General features: G+C 67.0%; 11 protein-coding genes and 1 pseudogene. 6 read left to right on the top strand and 6 right to left on the bottom strand.

Annotation, left to right across the window (positions count from 1 at the left end; translation table 11 throughout):
• The first annotated feature begins 36 nt into the window (after window positions 1-36).
• Complete coding sequence (locus G7043_RS03925; RefSeq protein WP_166043913.1) at window positions 37-3,018, top strand: AfsR/SARP family transcriptional regulator; 2,982 nt, start codon at window positions 37-39, stop codon at window positions 3,016-3,018.
• A gap of 428 nt (window positions 3,019-3,446) precedes the next feature.
• Here G7043_RS03925 and G7043_RS03920 read toward each other — a convergent pair whose 3' ends face one another.
• Entirely contained in the window at window positions 3,447-4,277 is an 831-nt protein-coding gene (locus tag G7043_RS03920; protein WP_242641972.1) for a WD40 repeat domain-containing protein, read from the bottom strand.
• A gap of 264 nt (window positions 4,278-4,541) precedes the next feature.
• On the bottom strand, window positions 4,542-4,892 hold the full coding sequence (locus tag G7043_RS50325; protein ID WP_390827094.1) for a VRR-NUC domain-containing protein: 351 nt from the start codon (window positions 4,890-4,892) through the stop codon (window positions 4,542-4,544).
• A 916-nt stretch (window positions 4,893-5,808) separates the two neighbouring features.
• Here G7043_RS50325 and G7043_RS03910 point away from each other — a divergent pair.
• Both G7043_RS03910 and shbA read left to right on the top strand, forming a co-directional pair.
• Window positions 5,809-6,474, top strand: a complete 666-nt coding sequence (locus G7043_RS03910) for an SIMPL domain-containing protein (RefSeq protein ID WP_207310549.1) — start codon at window positions 5,809-5,811, stop codon at window positions 6,472-6,474.
• A 515-nt stretch (window positions 6,475-6,989) separates the two neighbouring features.
• Window positions 6,990-7,634: pseudogene (gene shbA, locus G7043_RS03905) on the top strand (RNA polymerase sigma factor ShbA); the annotation flags it as partial.
• A gap of 117 nt (window positions 7,635-7,751) precedes the next feature.
• Here shbA and G7043_RS03900 read toward each other — a convergent pair.
• The 4 genes from G7043_RS03900 to G7043_RS03885 form a co-directional block, all read right to left on the bottom strand.
• Window positions 7,752-9,347 carry a S8 family peptidase gene (locus tag G7043_RS03900; protein WP_313887685.1) on the bottom strand — a complete coding sequence of 532 codons (1,596 nt, stop codon included), beginning with the start codon at window positions 9,345-9,347 and terminating at the stop codon, window positions 7,752-7,754.
• Window positions 9,348-9,538: 191 nt separating this feature from the next.
• Window positions 9,539-15,124 (bottom strand): DUF7617 domain-containing protein, encoded by a 5,586-nt coding sequence (locus G7043_RS03895; protein WP_207310548.1) that lies wholly within the window; start codon window positions 15,122-15,124, stop codon window positions 9,539-9,541.
• 250 nt (window positions 15,125-15,374) lie between these two features.
• Complete coding sequence (locus tag G7043_RS03890) at window positions 15,375-16,055, bottom strand: hypothetical protein (RefSeq protein ID WP_166043904.1); 681 nt, start codon at window positions 16,053-16,055, stop codon at window positions 15,375-15,377.
• Window positions 16,052-16,597 carry a hypothetical protein gene (locus G7043_RS03885; protein ID WP_166043901.1) on the bottom strand — a complete coding sequence of 182 codons (546 nt, stop codon included), beginning with the start codon at window positions 16,595-16,597 and terminating at the stop codon, window positions 16,052-16,054. The genes G7043_RS03890 and G7043_RS03885 overlap by 4 nt, the downstream gene beginning before the upstream one ends.
• Window positions 16,598-16,927: 330 nt before the next feature.
• On the opposite strand from G7043_RS03885, the gene G7043_RS03880 reads away from it, so the two are divergent.
• The 3 genes from G7043_RS03880 to G7043_RS03870 all read left to right on the top strand — a co-directional run bounded on the left by G7043_RS03880 (window position 16,928) and on the right by G7043_RS03870 (window position 19,001).
• On the top strand, window positions 16,928-17,497 hold the full coding sequence (locus G7043_RS03880; RefSeq protein ID WP_166043899.1) for a hypothetical protein: 570 nt from the start codon (window positions 16,928-16,930) through the stop codon (window positions 17,495-17,497).
• Window positions 17,498-17,971: 474 nt separating this feature from the next.
• Window positions 17,972-18,625, top strand: a complete 654-nt coding sequence (locus tag G7043_RS03875) for a response regulator transcription factor (RefSeq protein WP_166043897.1) — start codon at window positions 17,972-17,974, stop codon at window positions 18,623-18,625.
• A 67-nt stretch (window positions 18,626-18,692) separates the two neighbouring features.
• The gene (locus tag G7043_RS03870) at window positions 18,693-19,001 is read left to right on the top strand and encodes a hypothetical protein (RefSeq protein WP_166043895.1); all 309 of its coding nucleotides are present in this window, start codon (window positions 18,693-18,695) and stop codon (window positions 18,999-19,001) included.
• Window positions 19,002-19,063 lie beyond the last annotated feature (62 nt).

Below are 19,063 nucleotides of genomic sequence, written 5' to 3'. Positions count from 1 at the left end.
GGAGTGCAAGCGTTACCAGCGAGGGGTGAGACGCTGGTGGAATTCAAGATCCTCGGGAAGACGTCCTTGCTGACGGATGGCAACAGTGTCCGCCTCGGCACGGCAAAACAGCGCGGTGTTTTGGCTTTGCTGCTCCACGACGTCGGACGCCCCGTGTCCATAGATCTGATCATCAGCGAACTGTGGCGCGGAGAGACTCTGGCGGTCTCAAAAGGACGACTGCACCCCATCATAAGCAGGCTGCGCAAGGTGCTCGCCGAGTCCGGTTCCGGAGGCAGGCTGCACAAGGAAGGCGCTGCTTACCGGCTTGACCTCGATCCGATGCTGGTCGACCTCCACCGCTTCCGGCAGTTGGTGACAAAAGCTAGACAAGCTTCCGGAAACGATGACCACTTTTTGGCAAAAACTCTGGTTCTGGAAGCACTGGAATTGTGGCAGGGCAAGGCGCTCGCTGATCTCGGCGGAACCTGGTCGGATCACTGCCGTGCCCAGATGGAGCAATTCGACCGGCTACCCGCTTACTACGTGCTGTTCGACAGCCAGCTGCAGTTGGGCGAATACGGCGAAGTGATGAGCGCCGTCGGCCGTTTGGTCGACGAACACGACACCGAGGAGATGTTCGCCCGGCACTACATGCGCTCGCTCGACGGCATGGGCAAGTACTCGAAAGCGCTGGAGTTCTACGCCGACTTCTGCAGCCGCCTGGAATACGCGATCGGCGCCGAACCGGGCCCGGAAATGCGTGCGCTCTACCGGTCCGTCCTCCAGAAGCAGGCGGGCACCGCGATCGTCGGCAAGATCGACGCGGAACCACCGCAGCAGCTGGAGAGGGACATCCACAACTTCACCGGCCGCAAGGAGCTCATCGTCCAACTGGACGACCTGCTCGCCACGCCGCAGGGCCAGGTCGTCGCACTGCACGGCATGCCGGCCGCCGGCAAGACGAGCCTCGCGACCCGATGGGCCCACCACCGGAAGTCCCGCTTCCCGGACGGCCAGCTGTTCATCAACTTGGCCGGCCACGGCCCCACGGCACCGATGGCACCGGACGACGCGATAGCCATCCTGCTGGCGTCGCTGGGCGTCCCGCTCGACAAGCTGACTGTCGACGAACGACGTGTCCGGCTGCGGAGGTCGTTGAGCGGCAAGAAAATCATCCTGATCCTGGACAACGCCCGCGACAGCACCCAGGTCCGCCCGATCCTCGCCGCGGCGGCCGACTGCTGCTGCCTGGTGACCAGCAGAGCCGAACTCAAGGGACTCACGATCCGCGACGGCGTGCGGACGGTGGAGGTCCCGCCGCTGACGCCGGACGAGTCCACCGGCCTGCTGCTGGCCGAACTGGAGGGAAGGGGCCGCTCGAGCGAGGACGAAGGCCTGGCCGCCCTGGTCCGGCTGGCGCAGGGGCTCCCGCTCTGCCTGCGGCTCATCGCCCAGCACGCCGTGGACCGGCCCTACACCTCGTTGCTGGATCTGGCGCAGGAGCTGCGGCAGCACGAGGGCCTGGGCCTGCTGGACTCCGCGGACAGCGACGACGAGTACACGACGCTGACCGCCGCGTTCAACTGGTCGTACCGGGCGTTGCCCGAGGCTGTGGCGTTGAGCTTCCGCCGCCTGGGACTGCATCCGGGCCCCGAGTTCGACACGTCGGCCGCCTGCGCCGCTCTGGGCGAGGACGAGTCCGTGGTCGTCGAACACCTGCGGATCCTGGTGAGGGCGAACCTGGTCCGGCAGATCTCGGCCAGCAGGTTCAGGTTGCACGACCTCGTTTACAGCTATGTCATGGATCTGGCGCGCCAGGAGGAAGCTCCCGATCAGCGCGAATTGGTTCTCCGCAGACTCTTCGATTGGTACCTGGCATCAACGTGGAACGCCGCCCAGCGAGTGACGCCTGAACGTACCGGAGTTCCCATGTTGGATGGAATTTCCTGGCATGGTGCGTTGGAGTTCGTGACCATGAGCGCCGCACTTGATTGGTTTGCTCGCGAACAGACCAATCTTGCGGCTGCTGTTTCGCATGCGGCCCGACACGGATTTCATGATCACGCCTGGCGCCTGGCGGCGAACATGAACGAAACCTACGACCGATTCGGATTCTACACAGACTTGAGGATCAGTCATGAAATCGCATTGTCTTCGGCGCGTGAGGTAGGCCACAAAGAGGGGGAGTGCGGCACGCTCAACAACCTCGGTGTCGTGCTGCACTGGCTCGGCCGGTATGACGAGGCGCGGCAGATGCTCTCGGACGCCGCGGCGCTCGCCGACGAGTTGGGGCATCGGGAACTGAGTGTCGTGAGCAGGCAGAATTTGGGCAGCGTGCACCTCAAAGCCGGCCAGACCCGCATTGCCATCGCGATTTACGAGAAAGTGCTCGAACTTCTCGGCGGAATGGGTGCCCGCATCATCGAGGCATGCGCTCTGGACCAGCTCGCCAACGCGCACCACCAGATGGAGCTGGACAACCTCGCCCTGGACTATCACATCCAGGCGCTGGCAATTCGGGAAGAAGTGGGTGACGCTCGCGGGCAGGGTACGACTTTCACGGAACTGGCCAAGATCTACCACGAGCACGGTGAAAGCGACAAGGCGCTGAGGTGTAGTGAGCGGGCGCTGGAAGCTCATATGCGCAGTGGTGACAAGTCGGGCATGGGCGAGGCATTCCTGGTGATGTCCGAGACTCTTTATGATCGCGGTTCTTTTGTTCAGTCTGCTGATGCGGCGGAAAAAGCGATCAGTCTTTGTCGTCAGCCCAAAGCTCAAGCCCGTGCGTGGCACGTTCTCGGCCATGTCCATGCGGTCGAGAACGATCTCAGCTCGGCGGAAAGTTGCTGGTCGCAGGCCATTGACCTGCTCCTCGGCGCACCGGGGCACGGTGACGACCACCTGTTGGCTCACCTTCGGGGGCACGGCGAGGCCTGGCGGTTCATCCCGGATCCCCGCGCCGGGAATATGACTACTCCGCGCGAGTCCGATTTGCCTGTGAGTAATCGACTCGATGGGGGTCCCTCGGTCGAATGACGGCGGTCCTGGTGGTATCGCACAGTGACGCATGAAAGTGCAGGTCGTTGCGTTGTCCTCGCGTTAGACCGGGCCCAATGGAATGTCCCGGCTCCATGGTGTGTAGCCTTCCGGGTCGTGAAACAACTCGCCGTGGCCGTCGCACTGGCTCTAGTTCTAACTCCGGCCTTGGCGGCGTTGCTGCCTGACTGGGGCGGCATCATCTATGGGTGGCCTGCTGTCAGCTTGCAGACATTTCAAGCCTGAGGCGTACCTGTGGTCGAGTGGGGCTCCGTTGAGTCGCTCGGCTGGCACCTCCTCGTGCCATCAAAAAAGAACTGATCAGTTCTTTTTGCGTAGACAAATTCGGTCGCGAACGAGGACCTGACCAGTTGCCCTGGGCGGCCGCCTGCCGTGGTGGCCGCCCAGCCGCGTAACTGCGCAAGGCTCTACTGGCCGTTCAGGTAGCTGTCCCGCTCCTCGCGGGTCAGCTCCCGCGTGCTCTGCTGACGGGACCGCTCAACCAGCTCGTCGATCGGCCGGCAGGGCAGGCGCTCCCAGGCCCGCACCGTGCCGTCGTCGTGGGCGCTGACGAAGTGACCGGCGGCGACGAACCTCGCACTCTCCACCGACGCGCCGAAGCCGTGCAGGACAACAGGAGGGCCGGTGCCTGAGGACTTCCAGACCCTGACGGTCGTGTCGTTGCCCGCGGTCACGACCTGCCGGCCGTCCGCGCTGCACGCCGCGCTCCACACGATTCCCTGATGACCGGTCAGCACGACCGGCTCGCCGGTGCCCGCCGTGTTCCAGACGCGTGCGGTGCCGTCGTTGCCGCCGCTGACCAGACGGCTGCCGTCCGGGCTGAACGCGGCCGTCCACACCCTGCCGTCATGGCCGCGGTGCACCACCGGTTTGTGCGCGCTCCCGACCGGCCAGACCCGCACGGTGCCGTCGTCGCCGGCACTGGCCAGATATCGGCCGTCGGCGCTGAAGGAAAGGCCGAAGACATCGCCGTCGTGCCCGCGCAGCACAGTCGGCTCCCCGGCACTTCCCCGCTGCCAGATCCGGACGGTGCCGTCGGCGCCCGCGCCCGCCACCAGCCTGCCGTCCGCAGTGGCGGCCGCGGCCCACACGGCGCCTTCGTGGCCGCGCAGCACCTCGGGGTCGCCCAGCTGAGCCGAGTCCCAGAGGCGAGCCGTGCCGTCCTCGCTGACGCTCGCGAGCTGGCGGCCGTCCGGACTGAAGGCAGCGGCGTTCACGGTTCCGCGGTGGCCGCGCAGGATCAGCGGCAGAGATGCAGACGGTGCCGGTCCTCACCTTCACCGAGTACCGCGAAGGCCTGCGCGCCGCGGGCTTCAGAGATTCAGAGATGTTGAAATCATGCTGATCTTCGGAGCCGCTGACGGCATGCGGTCCGCGATCGTCCATGCGGTCGAGCCTCTCGGCGTCGAGATCTCACCTTGAGTTGCCTGGCGCAGGAGGCAGGTACGTGTTGCGGTGTCACCGCCTGTTGCACGTCGGGCGAAGAATCACCGGCTGGAACGTCACTGCGGTGGAGGCGACGATGGTGATCGGGTGTGGCTGTCAGAGTTGAAAGTCAGCCGCTCGGTTCGGTGCACCTTGACGATGCGAAACGGGAGATGGAGCGTTTGGTGGTTCAGCGTGATCCACGTCCGCTGGTCGTCGCTGAGACGATCACCCCTCGACTTCACCTCGATCAACATCGGCTCGGTGGCGATCGGGCCTTCCTGCTTCCAGGTGAGCAGATCGGCCAGCCGAGGTAGCGCTCCCAATAGCCGGCGGCCAGGTACTTGAGGATTGCCTCGACCTTCGAGGCACCGAGGACCGTGATCAGGGTTCGGGCACGGTCCTCGTCGCCCTCGGTGTAGGTCCACAGCTACTGACGAAAGGATCTTGAGGGGTCCAGCCAGTAGTCGTGTAGGTCCCGAGGCGCTCGTTGAGGTCGTCAGGGACGAACGCGAGATCTCCGCCGAAGTGCTCCGCGCCCGGCTGACAATCGGCTCCGCGTCTGCTCGTCGGCTCGTCAAGATCGTTCGAGCGGAGGTTCAGGCGCACCAGACGCCTGAACTCGGTGCCGATGCGTCCAGACAACCGGAGACCTTTGATCCGATCCTGGTGGGCTGACGAGTTGTGCCCCTGGCGAGCTGTGGCGAAAGGTGAACTCGCGGACAGTCTCTGTAATCGCCAAAACGTGGTCATCGCCTCAGCGTGAATCATATTCACTCTCTTCGTCGGCATATCGCGGGCAGGTGAGCTCTCTCTCTCGGAATATGGCTGCGGACTGAGAGCTCATCTTGTAAGTGACACCAGGTATCTCCTTGCCAGGGGGGAAGTGGCTGGCTGCTGGCTGCCCGAGAGATCGTGTTCCCGCAGGTCGCAGACCCAATGGAGTCTCTGCCGGAGGGCGCAGCCTCCATCCATCCCCTAGCGCCAGGCTGCGGGGCAGCAGGTTTCGGTCCTGCCCAATTCACTCCGGTGGAGCAGTCGGGCCTGACGGGTGCATTGTGCGTTCCTGGTGGCGTGGGCTGATTCGATGGGCTCCTGAGTGCTGCATCAAGGCCGGTCCCCTCACTTCCAGATAGGCTCACTCAATCGTGGCGATCTTTCACTCATTCAGTTCTGGGGCGCCAATCGATGTTTATCCAGAGCCTGGTCGTGGTTGATGCTGGCTATTCGAACATTCCGTACGGCACTCTCGGAGAGGACTCGGTTGTCGTGATTTCCCTCGACCAAGGCAGCAGCTCTCACACCCCGGCGCTCAGACGCTTCCTCTGGGCAGGTGTACTCACTGTGGCATGCCTGATCGCCATGTCCATTCCCGCACAGGCGACCGAGTCGGGCACGGTCGCTGTCGGTGGACACGGCGAAGCATCGGCAGTACCGGATCTGGCTGTCATCAGCGTCGGCGTGGAGGTCAGGAGATCCACTGCCGCGGAAGCCCTGGAAGCACATGCCGTTGCCGCGCGTGCACTGCTGGACGCAGTGCACGCCGAGGGTGTGGCCGATCGCGACATCCGAACCGAGAGCATGTGGCTCAACCCGGTCTACGAGTACGACCAGTCCGACAACTCGTTCCTGGCGGGCTTCCAGGCCGGTCAGGCCTTCTCCGTGAAGGTGCGAGACGTGACGAAGACCGGGAAGGTCCTTCGCGCCGCCGTGGACGCGGTCGGGGACGCCGGGCGGATCAACGGGGTGGCCTTCGACATCGAAGACCGTGCGCCGCTGCGCCACCGGGCCCGCGCTGCCGCATTCAAGGACGCGCGCGCCAAGGCTGCCCAATACGCCCAGCTCAGCGGTCGAAGGCTCGGTGACCTGGTGTCCGTGAACGAAGCCGCTTCCAGTGGCGCGTCGCCGATTCCGATCTTGACGGCGCAGGCCGCGGACGCTTCGGTGCCAATGGCGCCGGGTGAGATCAAGGAGGAGATCGACGTCGCCGTGGTGTACCAACTGCGCTGATGACAGGCGCCGGGTCGCGCTGAGCCTCAGGTCAGGCCAGGCGCGGCAGACGACGGCCGCGCGGGACAGGTTCCGTCACCTGGCCCGCGCGCACCGAACAGACCGATCTCGGGTCGCCTGGTTCCACGCCGCACACCAGCCATCGGCGTTGGGGTCCGACGCGTTGGTAGCGCGGTCAGCGATCGCGCCGTCAAAGCGCCTCATCCGGTATCCGTGAGTGTTCAACCGACCACGGAGCGGAAAGGTTTTCACATTTGGGTCAGATTCGCGTCCGTCGGGCCGCTGTTGGACATAGCGGCATGGCGGACCGCGTCCCGGTTGAGGTCCGATTTCCGCCACGGGTTGTGGAGGTCGGGATGTTCGGTCGAGGAGCGGTTTCGCCCGGTTCGGGTTCCACATCGCGGCGGCAGCCCTCGGAGGAGGCACCTCCTACGACCGACGGGGAACGCGGAGCCGGCAGCTGGCTCGACCGCCGCGCCGTCGAAGCGGCAACGCAAGTCGAGGTACATCCCCCAGCCCCGCGCACGCAGACCGAGCACCAGCGTGCGGGCTACGCGGTGGCCCGGGAAGGCGTGCAGGTCGAAGTGGCTGCGGCCGTCGAAGGTGACCGTCAGGCCATCGAGCGCCTGCTGGCGAGCATTCTTCCCCTGGTGGTGCGGTACTGCCGGGCCCGAGTGGGCAGGCAGGAGCGATCCGTCGCTTCGGCGGAGGACGTGGCCCAGGAGGTGTGCATCGCGGTGCTCACGGCGTTGCCCAGGTTTCGCCACGAGGGACGACCGTTCCTGGCGTTCGTGTACGGCATCGCGGCGCACAAGGTTGCCGATGTGCATCGGGCCGCCGCCAGGAACCGCTCCGAGCTCGTCCCTGACGTTCCTGACACCCCTGAGATCGTGGCCGATCCGGAGCAGCGGGCTTTGCAGGGCGAGCTGTCCGAACAAATGGCTCAGCTCCTGCGCGTCCTCCCGGAGAAGCACCGCGAGATCGTCGTGATGCGGGTGATCATGGGGCTGTCGGCCGAGGAGACCGCCGAGGCAGTCGGATCGACACCAGGTGCGGTCCGGGTCGCGCAGCACCGCGCGTTGGCCCGACTCCGGAGGTCGTTGACCGGAGCAGGGGCCTCAGACGAGGCCGGCGCACGCGAGCACATGTCGAGTTCGTGAGGTCCTGGTCCGTCGCACGCGTGCTCATCCATCGTGCGGACTGGCACGGAAAAGCCCCCGCCCGGCTACCAGTGTTGGTAGCCGGGCGGGGTGGTCGAGGCGGTGGTGGGGTGGGTGTCAGAAGTTGAGTTGCCAGGCGTCGAGGTAGCCGGTGTCGGTGGTGCGGTAGTGGTCTTGGATGCGGAGTTTCCAGGTGCCGTTGGCGGGTTCGGTGGAGGCGTTGAGGGTGTAGGTGACGGTGAGGTTGTCGGTGGTGTCGGTGAGGGTGGCGTTGCGCAGTCGGTAGGTGGTGCCGTCGGGGGCGATGAGGTCGAGTTGCAGGTCGCCGCGGGCGGTGTGCTTGATGTCGACGGTGATTTTGAGGGTGGTGGGGGCGTTGCCGGTGCGGCCGGTGACGGTGATCGGGCTGGTCAGCGTGCCGGTGCCGGGGATGGCGGCGTTGGTGGTGTTGGCGAACACCACCGGAGCCGGAGCCGGAGCCGGAGCGGGAGCCGGGGCCGGGGCCGGGGCGGGGGTGGTCTGGGTGGTGCCGGTGTAGAGCAGGGTGTTGGGGGAGCCGGTGGCGGCGTTGCGGACGAGGCCGGTGGTGGCGGTGCTGACCAGGGCGGTGCGGACCTGGGCGGGGGTGGCGGTGGGGTTGGTGGCGAGGTGCAGGGCGGCGGCGCCGGCGACGTGCGGGGTGGCCATGGAGGTGCCGCTCATGGCACCGGTGGAGGTGTTGCTGGTGTAGGTGGCGGAGGTGATGGAGACGCCGGGGGCGAACAGGTCGACGCAGGTGCCGTAGTTGGAGAAGGAGGCCTTGGTGTCGGTCTTGTCCACCGCACCGACCGTGATGGCCTCACTGACACGGGCGGGGGACACGGTGCAGGCGTCCTGCTGCACGCCCTGCGCGTTGCCGTTGCCGGCGGCGACGGTGTAGGTGAGGCCGGAGGCGATGGAGGTGCGGACGGCCTGGTCGATCGCGGAGTTCGCGCCACCACCGAGGCTGAGGTTGACCACGGCGGGCTTGACGGCGTTCTGGGTGACCCAGTTGATGCCGTTCACGATCTGCTCACTGGTCCCGGAGCCCTGGCAGTTCAGGACCCGCACGGCGACGAGTTTGACCTGTTTGGCCATGCCGTAGGTGGTGCCGCCGACGGTGCCCGCGACGTGGGTGCCGTGGCCCTGGCAGTCCTGCCCGTTGTAGCCGTCGCCGATCGCGTCGAACCCGACCCGCGCCCGCCCACCGAACTCGGCGTGGCCGGTGCGGATACCGGTGTCGAGGATGTAGGCGGTCACGTTGCTGGCGGTGGCGCCATAGCTGTACTTGCCGTCCAGGGGCAGGGTGCGCTGGTCGGTGCGGTCCAGGCCCCAGGTCGCGCTGGTCTGGGTGTCGCTCATGTGGACTTCGGTGACGGGCTGCACGTAGGCGATGCGGGGGTCCGCGGCCAGCCGCCGGGCCTGGGCCTCGGTCATCTCCACGGAGAAACCGTGCAAGGCGGAGGTCCAGGTGGTGCGGACCTTGCCACCGAACCGGCCCGCCAGCTCGCCTGCGGCGCCGCCGTGGCCGTCCTTGAACACCGCGATGTAGCGGTCGCCCACGACCGTGGCGCCCGGCACCGGCCGGATCTCGCCCTCGGCGGCCGACGCGCCCGCCACGCCGGCCGTACCGAGCACACCGAGAACCGCGATACCGAACGTCGCCGCTGCCGCCACCACACGCGTTGTGATCACTGAGACTCCCTTGTCAACATCGACCGCTTCGATGTCACAAGGTTCGAGGCCTCCAGTAGCGCGACCCGGTCACTCCCGGTTGCACAACGGTTGCGGCGAATTCACCTCCGGAGCCGGATCGCTGTGCTGCGCCGGGCCGGTCACCGTTCCGCCGGCACGCCGACCACCACGAACCTGGCCGCCTCCTGTCATCAAGTCCGCCTCCGAGCGAGCAGCCGCAGGGCCACGCCCAACCCAGCCAGGAGCAGGCCGATGGCGATCAGGTGCCAGACGTCATCGCCGGTCACCGCGAGCGGTGGGGTGGTGTGTGGTGCGGACGCTGGTGACACGTCGGCACTCGCCGAGTCCGGGAGGGTCACGATGGGAGAGCCTCCTCCGGGTAGCAGGTAGGTGGCGGTGGCCGTGTTGACGACTCCCGCCGTCAGTCCCGTGGTCGTGCAGTGCACGGCCTTCTCCGCACCCGCGGCAAGTGCGAAGGCGCTCGCGGAGCAGCTGGGCTCGATCGGGTCTTGCAGGGTCACCTCCGCGAGATCGACCTCGCCCGTGTTGACGACGGTGACGCGCCAACGGACCGTCTCACCACTGTGGACGGTCGCTGTCTCACCCCAGCTGTCACAGGTGGTCGCGTCGCCGGTCAGGCAGACCTCTTTGCGCGTGGCCAGGTCGGCCACCCGCACCGAAGCATCGTCGGGTGGAGTGGCGACCGGGGAAGTGGCGGCGGGCGCGCCGGGTGGCACGTACCGTCCGACCACCGCGTTCGTCAGGCCTGCGGTGACGTTGGTCGTCGAGCAGGTGAACGACACCGACGCGCCGGTCGCCAGGTCGATACCGCTGGTCGAGCACGACGGCTCGGCAGCGTCCTGGAGCGCGATCCCGGTGAGGTCGACTTCGCCGGTGTTCGTCACCGTGATCCGCCAGTGTGCCGTGCCGCCTCGCTCGACGACGTGGTCGTCGGCCCACGGCCCACTGCCCGTCTCCGCGCACGCCTCCGGCGCCGATGACTGGCAGATGTCCTTGCGCACCAGGAGGTCGGACACCATCGCGGTCGCGTCGGCCGGAGCGGTGGTGACCGGCGCGGTGTCCGGTGGCGACCCCGGCGGCACGTACGTCGCGGTCACCGCGTTGGTCGTCTTCTTCGTGAGGTTCGTTGTCGAGCAGTGCAACGTCTTCGACGTGTTCTTGGCGAGGTCGAACGGCGCTGAGGCACACGACGCCTCGTTGGGATCGTCCACCACGATGCCGGTGAGGTCGACGTCGCCGGTGTTGGTGACGGTGATGCGCCAGTGCGCCGTGGCACCCCTCGGCACGGTCGCCGAGTACACCCACGGGCCCGTAGCGCACTCCGTCGCGGTCAGTGCGGCACAGATCTCCTTCTCCACGTGGAGATCCGCGATGCTCACCTCCGCGACGGCGTCCGTGGTCGCTTCCTCCGGCCAGCCCATCATCTCGAACGACGCCGTGGCCTCGTTCTTCAGGCTTCCGGTCACGTTGGCGGTCGAACAGTAGTACGAGGTCGACGCGCCCGCGGCCAGATCGAACTCCGCGTCGCAACCCGGCTCCTTCGCGTCGGTCAGGGTGATGCCGGTGAGGTCGATGTCACCGGTGTTGGTGGCGGTGATCCGCCAGTACACCGACGAGCCGCTCGGAATGTTCGCGGCGAGCCCCCACGGTCCTGGACCTCCTGGGCCGCAGTGGGTCTCGCTGAACGCCGCGCAGACTTCCTTCACCAGCTTGAGGCCGTAGACGTTCGCGGTCGCGCCGTCCGGCTTTGTCACCACCGGTTCGGTGTCCGGCGGTGTGCCTGGTGGCACGTACTGCGCGGTCGCTGTGTTGGTGGTGTTCTTCGTGAGGTTCTCGGTGGAGCAGCGGATCGCCTTCGACGCTTTGGCTGCGAGGTCGAACGGCGCGGTGGAGCAGGACGTCTCGGTGGGGTCGTTCAGCGTGATGGCGGTGAGGTCGGCCTCACCGGTGTTGGTCACCGTGATCCGCCAGTGCGCGGTCGAACCCGTCAGCAGGCTCGCCGTGTCACCCCACGGGCCGTCGTCGCAGTCGGTTTCGGTGCAGACATCTTTGCTGACAGCAAGGTTCGTCACGACGACTGTCGCGGAGTCGGGTTCGGTCGTCGTCGAATCCCCGGAGCCGGGTGGCACGTACTGCGCGGTGACGGTGTTCGTCCGACCCGTCGTCACGTTGGCCGTCGAGCAGTAGAACGTCTTCGACGCACCCACGGCCAAGTCGAACGAGGCTTGTTCGCAGGTTGGTTCGCCCTTGTCGGTCAAAGTGATGTCGGCGAGGTCGACGTCACCGTTGTTGGTCACGGTGATCCGCCAGTGCGCGGTCGACCCGCTGGGCAGGTTCGCCGTCTCGGCCCACGGCCCGGCAGTGCCCGAGCAGTCCACTGCGGACAGTGAGGAGCAGACCGTCTTCGTCACGATCAGGTTCGTCACGTTCACCGCCGCTGAATCCGGGGCCGTGGTCAGCGGACTTCCGCCCGGTGGCGTGAAGGTGGCCGTCACCGTGTTGGTGACGCTGTCGGTCACGTCCGTCGTCGAGCAGTAGAACGTCTTCGACCCGCCCGCGCTGACGTCGAACGATCCCGAGGCCGCCGCGCAGCCCGGCTCGGCGGCGTCGTTCAGCACGACGCCGCTCAGGTCGACGCCGCCGGTGTTGGTCACCGTGATCCGCCAGTGCGCGGTGGAACCGTGCGGGAGATTGGCCGTTTCCACCCACGGACCACCTGAGTCGCAGTCCGCTGGGGTGAGCGAAGAACAGACTTCCTTGGCCAGCACGAGACCGTACACGTTCGCGGTCGCGCTGCCCGGAGCGCTCACGATCGGCGCGGTGCTCGGCGGCGCGCCTGGTGGCACGTACTGCGCGGTCGCTGTGTTGGTGGTGTTCTTCGTGACGTTCGTGGTGGAGCAGTGGATCGTCTTCGACGCTTTGACGGTGAGAGTGAACGGTGCGGTGGAACAGGACGTCTCAGTGGGGTCGTTCAGCGTGATGCCGGTCAGATCGGCCTCACCGGTGTTGGTCACCGTGATCCGCCAGTACGCGGTGGAGCCGGTCGGTGTCGTCGAGGTGTCCTTCCACGGACCGGCGCCACCGGCGCCGCAGTCCGTGCCGGCGCAGACCTCCTTGACCACGACCAGGTTCGTCACCTTCACGCTCGCGGAGTCGGATGCCGTGGTCACGGCGGTTTCGCCTGGTGGGGTGAACGACGCGATCGCCGTGTTCGTCCGTCCCTCGGTCACGTCGGCGGTGGAGCAGGAGAAGGACGCCGACGCACCCGCGGCCAGGTTGAACGCTGCCGTGGAACAAGATGCTTCCGCGGGATCGTTCAGCGTGATGCCGGTCAGGTCGACATCGCCGGTGTTGGTCGCCGTGATCCGCCAGTGCGCGGTCGACCCGCTGGGCAGGTTCGCCGTCTCGACCCAGGGGCCGCCCGAGGAACAGTCCGCCGCGCTCAGCGAGGCGCAGACCTCCTTCGCCAGGGACAGCCCGTAGACGCTCACGGTTGCGCTGTCCGGAGCGGTCAGCACCGGCAGGGTGCCGGGCGCCGCGCCGGGAGGCACGTACTGGGCGGTCACGGTGTTCGTCTTGTTCGCCACGACGTTCGTGGTCGAGCAGTAGAACGCCTTGGTGGCACCCGCAGCCAGGTCGAACGATCCCGCGGCGGTCACGCAGGTCACCTCACCGCTGTCGTTCAGCGTGATCGCGGCCAGGTCGGCTTCGCCGGTGTTGTTCACCGTGATTCGCCAGTGGACCGCTGAGCCGGTCGGCGCGGTCCTGTTCTCCTGCCACGGCCCGGTTCCGCCGGCGGCGCAGTCGGCGGGCTGGACCGACCCGCACACCTCCTTGGCGACGGTCAGGCGGGACACCCGCACGCGCGCGTCGTCCGGCGAGGTCACGACGGCTGCTGCACCCGCCGGGGAGCCCGGCGGAACGTACTGCGCGGTGACGGTGTTCGTGTTCCCTGCGGCCACGTTCGTGGTCGAGCAGTAGAACGAGGTGGACGCACCGGCGGCCAGGGAGAACGTTCCCGCCGCGGTGGCGCAACCGGGCTCGGCCACGTCGGTGATCGTGGCACCGGTGAGGTCGACGCTGCCGGTGTTGGTCACCGTGATCTTCCAGCGGGCCGTGGTGCCCGCCGGGATCGTCGCCAGTTCTGCCCACGGCCCTGCCCCGCCCGCTCCGCAGTCCGCCGCGACGAGCGAGGAGCAGACCTGCTTGGCGATCGTGAGCGCGTGCACGTCGGCGCGGGCCGTGTCCGGTGCGGTGTCGATCGGTGTCGTGCCCACAGGTGAGCCGGGGGGCACGAAGCGAGCCGTCACGCTGTTCACGAGCGCTGTTGTCAGGCCTGGTGAGTTGCAGTGGAAGGTCACCGTCTGGCCCGCGAGCACCGCGAACGTCCCCGCCGCAGTGGCGCACGCCGGTGCCGCCGGGTCGTTCAGCGTCGCACCTGGAATGTCCACAGTGGTCGGGTTGCTCACCCGGATGCGCCAGTACGCGGTGCTCGCCGCTGGCATGAGGGTGTTCTCCGCCCACGGACCGGTGCCGCCGGGGCCGCAGTTCGCCGGCGTGCTCGAAGCGCACACTTCCTTGGCGATGTTCAGGGCGGGCAGCGGAACGGAGAACGCGACCTGCTGGGCGAGATACGAGTCGCCGGTGGTGCTCAACTGGAGGGCGAGGCTGGTCGCTCCGACGGGCAGCGTGCCCGGCGGCAGCGTGAAGTCCTTGGCGTCGACGGAGAAGTTGTTGGGTGCGTTGGGATTGACCTGTCCCTCCGCGGTGTCGACGAAGAAGTTCCCTGTTCCGGTACCGGAAGGCTCGCCGACCGCGGTCCCGTTGACCAGAAACTGATCACCGGCGATGCCCCAGTCGCCCTCGTAGGCGGTGACACCGGCGCGCAACGGGCCGCCGGGGTACCGGAAACCACTGATCGGCACCGTGGTCGGGGGTTGCAGGCTGTCCTGACGGACGTGTCCGTCGTAGATGAAGACCTCGCGCGGCACCGGCGCATAGGTCGGCTCTGGTTGGGGATACTTGTAGACGAGGGTCAGTGACCAGCCGCCGAAGCAGTTGTACCCCTGTGGCGTCCAGACGTTGCCAACCGTCACGGTGAGCGGGGATCCCGTGGGGGCAGCGGAGAACAGAGACGTGATGTTGGCGGACGCGCTGTAGTACTGAGCCTCCGTCGGTTCGGCGGCCTGCTCGTTGACGAACGTCTGGGCGGCCACGGAGACGGCGGTGCCGGTACCCACCCGGACGCTCACCGGTTGTGTCTGCGGCGTCCCGGGAGGAGTGACCGCGAGCTGGCCGGCGACGAGGGCGTTGCCGCTGCACAGTGGCGAGATGACCACGCCGTACTCATCGGTGTAGAGGCCGGTGTTGCCTGCCCAGTAGAGGCGGACGTGGTCAACCGTCGCACCAGGCGGAATGGTCAGGCTCGCTGAACTGGAGTTGAACGTCGCTGAGCTGGTGTCGGCGTCAGCCCACGCCATCTGGTACTCGTCGTTGACGGCGTTCGGATCCGTCCGTCCGGCGCCGTCCGCGCACATGGCGAAGGTGAGCGGCGACGGCGTGGCCGGGCACTTCGTCACCGAGTTGCCGATGATGTTGAAGTCGCCGTAGACGACCTGGTCGTACACCTGGGTGAACGGGGTGATGACATCGGCTGTGGCGGAGCCGGTCACTGCCGTCGCCGATGCCGTACCCAGGACAAAGGCGACGAGCACACGCGACAGGGATCGAGTCGTCCGGAGCTCCCTTGTGCGCATGTCATGCCTCCGGTCCCGCCGACCCGGCGGTCGTGTGGACTCGTCCATACGTGACAGACCTGGGAATGATCAGCGGATTACGGCCGGGGGAGTCACCGCAACAGGTGAACTCTTCGTGCAGGCCGGTGGGTCGCGAACCCGTTGTGGATCAAGGGTGGCGAGCACGACGGCTGCCCGGCGCACGCCGTCTTGGTGCACCGGGCAAGCCCGTCCTCGCCGCCGGAAGTCGTCGGTGACCCGAGCCGACGGGTCAGTTCCTCAGATCGACCTGCCAGATCTGCTGTTCGGGGCGCCGCAGAATCTCCAGGCCGCCGACCATTCGCACCTTGAGATGTCCTGTCGCACAAGCGGTGACAGAGCTCACCTCGCCGACTGGACCGGCTGTGCCGTAAAGGCGGATCTGTTGTCCCGTGGTGAGCGCCGCGATCGGGACGCGGCGCGTGTTGATGGCCTGCGAGGCCGGCCGCCACCTCCTGCCGAGCTTCCAAGCCAGATACCCGATCGGTGGAGCGACGACCGGTACCAGAGGTGCCGCCGGTGCCAGCGGCACGGCGGCGGAGAACGCGGCCAGCGCCGCCAGGAAACCGGTGGGGATCGGCATGTTCCCGAACTGCGCCCAGCCGGTCGTGCGCACCGTGCCGTCGGGGCGGAGGCCGCGTGGCGCGATGCCGTCGGACAGGCGCACGTCCGGAGCCGTCTCAGTCTGTGCGGCCGGTTCGTCATCGGCGGTCCCGGGGCGCGATGTGTCGTCCACCGTCACGCGGTGTCCGCATGCCGTGCAGATCAGGCACACGCCGGACGGTGCGTCCGCGTCCGGCCACACCCGCAAGGCACCGTGCCCGGCCGGACAGCGGTGGGCGGACGGGCCGCGCTGGAACCTGTGCAGTGCTCGGGTGTCGGCGCTGTCCATCCGGTTGTCCTCGCCGCTCATCCGTTCCTCCCGCCGAATGAGGCCTCGTTGATTGCCGCGCTTCTGACGAGCTCGTCGGCGAGGAGCACGCTGTCCTTCCGCGCGTCCAGAACCGGTAGTCCACTTTGGATCGATGTGGTGGAGGTGTCGTTCGGGAGTGGCTGGGGGCTGGCGGTGGGTGCCGCCACCGGGACCGGGGACGTCGTGGTCGTGCTGCCGGTCGCGACGGTGCCGGTCGGCACCGGTGATCCGGTGGCTGCTGCAGCGGAAGGACTCGGTTCGGCGGAGGCGTGCGAAGCGGGAACCGCGGAGGTCGTGGCGCTCGGTGTGATCGGAGCGCCCTGGCCGGCGAGCGTCACCGGATGGGCCGGGGCGAGCGGAGTCGTCGGGTTCGCCGTGCTCACGGGACTTTCCGGTCCCACCGGTGACATCGGAGTGAACGCGATGTCCGGTGTCAGGTTCGACATCGGTGGTGTGGACACGGACACCAGCGCCATCGGCGCGAGCAGCGTGCCACCGAGCACGGGCAGCAGGCGACACCAGTTCGGGAGGCTCCACCACATGCGCAGAGGAGCCGGGGGGTGGTCGGGTAGCTGGATCAAGATCACTCCAAAAGGGACCATGGGACTTTCTTTGCCGCCTGTGACATCGATCGCTGAGGGCTCTCAGGGCGTTATCGGATCTCGAAATGATCACTCTCTTGAGGGAAGTCGATCCACTGTGGACATGCAGGCGATCGCACGATCAGGTGAGGACGACTGAGGGTCCGCAATCGGGGGTGCCCGGAGCGGTCTGGGGGAGGAGAGTTCGCCGTGCAACGGGTGGAGGCCCGCTCGATGACTGATTCACGTTCCATCCCCGTGAGGATTGGCCGTCGTTGGGTGGCATCCGCGATGGCCTTCGCCGCAGCTCTGACGATCACGTTGGCCGCGCTCCGCGGGTCGGATGACGACGTGGTCCTGACCGTGGACGACGGGATCGAGACGGTCACCGACAGGCTGTCGACCACCTATCAGGTCAAGGTCCGCAACAACACCGATCAGCGGCTCGACCAGCTGGAGGTGACGCTCACGACGCCGTCGTCGCTCGTGCTGGGAGGGACAGGCAGCGGTCAGACGCAGGGGTCTGTCCAGACGAAGTGGCGCGTCGACGTCGCCGCGGGCTCGACGGCACAGGTCGAGCTGGATGCTGCGGTGGGAACGGTCTCCGCGGGCGGGGAGATCACGGTGATCGCCTGTGCCTCGGCTGTGGACCTGTCGGTGGCCTGCGGGGCCGACGTGAACCGCGGGATGACCGTGGTGAAGGCCGAGAGCGACGCCTCCTGGTTGACCACGTTGACGATGTGGTGGCACTTTCTGCTGGCCGCGCCAGGTGTGCTGCCGGTCGTGCTGCTCGTTGTGTTCGCGGCGTTCCGGCCGTTCAGGCGAGGGGATGAGCCACGCGATCGGCATGAGTCGTCGTGATCGGCGGCGGTCGCCCTCGGGCTCACAAGCGGGCAGGCGTCGCCGTTGATCTGGGAGCGCCCGGGCCGGTCGAGCGGATGACATCGAGGTGACGCGTCTCAACGGAACCATCACTCCTGTGCTCGCCGGACGCGCCGACGTGGACAGCGACAATGGCGCGCACGACTACAACGTGGCCAGGTGTGTGGCAATGTTGCCGATCGGATGTGAGCGATAACAGGGCGGCCTTCGAGAGGCCGGCAGGTGGAAATGCTGCCGGTGAGTGTCACCCGCACGATCACTGTGCCGGGCCTGCAAGCGCTGAGCGGAATATGTGATCGCACGTTTCCGCAGTCACTCGGACGAGTGCACACGCGATGGCGTTGCGTGGGTGAAGCAACGCCACAGTCGTGCACAGCGTCCGGTCGCTTGGTGTTTCGAACAGACCATCGATCAAGGGTTGAACAAATGGGTGCAGGTCCGAAAGAGATACCGTTGGCCGGAGGCAGCTGCCCGCGCCCGCTTCGAGTCGCGCTGGTCGAGTCGCTGCCGCTGCTGCGACACGGTGTGCAGACGGTCGTCTCGGCGCACCCAGCTCTGGAGTGGGTCGATGCGGTGAGCAGCACCCGTGACACCATCGAACTGTGCGAGTCGGCGCACCCCGACGTCGTTCTCGTCACTTCCGCCATCGATCCCGGCTGGAACCGCTGCCAGATGCTGACCCGCCTGTTCCGGGATCTCACCGTGGTCGCGCTGCTCGGACGGGAGGCTCGCACCGCCGACAGCATCGCCATGGCGCGCATCAACGGTGCTCGAGCACTGGTGCCGCTGGACGCCGATCCCGACCGGTTGGTGAAGGCCATCACGGCGGCGGCGACAGTCGGTCACCACATCGACTCCGCACTCGCGGTCTTCGCCACCTCGGTGGAAGGTGCGCGAACGGCAGACGGAAGGTCGTTGTCGCGCAGGGAGTTCGAGGTGCTGCAACTCATCGCTGAAGGGCGGACGGCGGTGCAGATCGCGCTGAGACTCCAGATCACCGCCGAGACCGCACGTACACACGTCAGTCACATCCTGCGAAAGCTCGACGCCAGGGACCGCGCGCACGCCGTGGCGCGGGCCTACGAGCTGTCGTTCTTGCCGAAGTGATCTCTGGAGTCGCGTCTCGAGGAGGTCGTGGATGTTTCGTCTTCATCGCGAAGGATGGGTGTCGTCAATGTTGGTTCGATTCTTCCTGCGGGCGGGCGGCCGTCGTTCGTGGACTGTCCGCTGCCGCGACGAGCGCGGCAGGAACGCCACTACGGTGGTAGCGCTGACCGAGCAGTTCGTGGTCGTGGAGAACGCAGACCGCGAGACGATCCGTCTGTCCGCAGCTCAGGTGGACCGTTTGCGGGTGGCGCTACGCGCCGCGGTCATCAGTCTGGGCACGTTGGACGGCAACAACATGTGTGCAAGTCCGGCTCACACGATTCCCGTGCAGCGTTCGAGCGGGCTCCCTCGTGGAGCTGACCACTCGAACGGGTGAGGGCACTACGCAATTTTGGGGATGCACGGCAATGTCAAGGGCGCCTCGTGATCACCTGTCGG

Source organism: Lentzea alba (assembly GCF_011067745.1).
Taxonomy (GTDB): Bacteria; Actinomycetota; Actinomycetes; order Mycobacteriales; family Pseudonocardiaceae; genus Lentzea; species Lentzea alba.
This window is presented reverse-complemented; position numbering and strand designations above follow the sequence as displayed.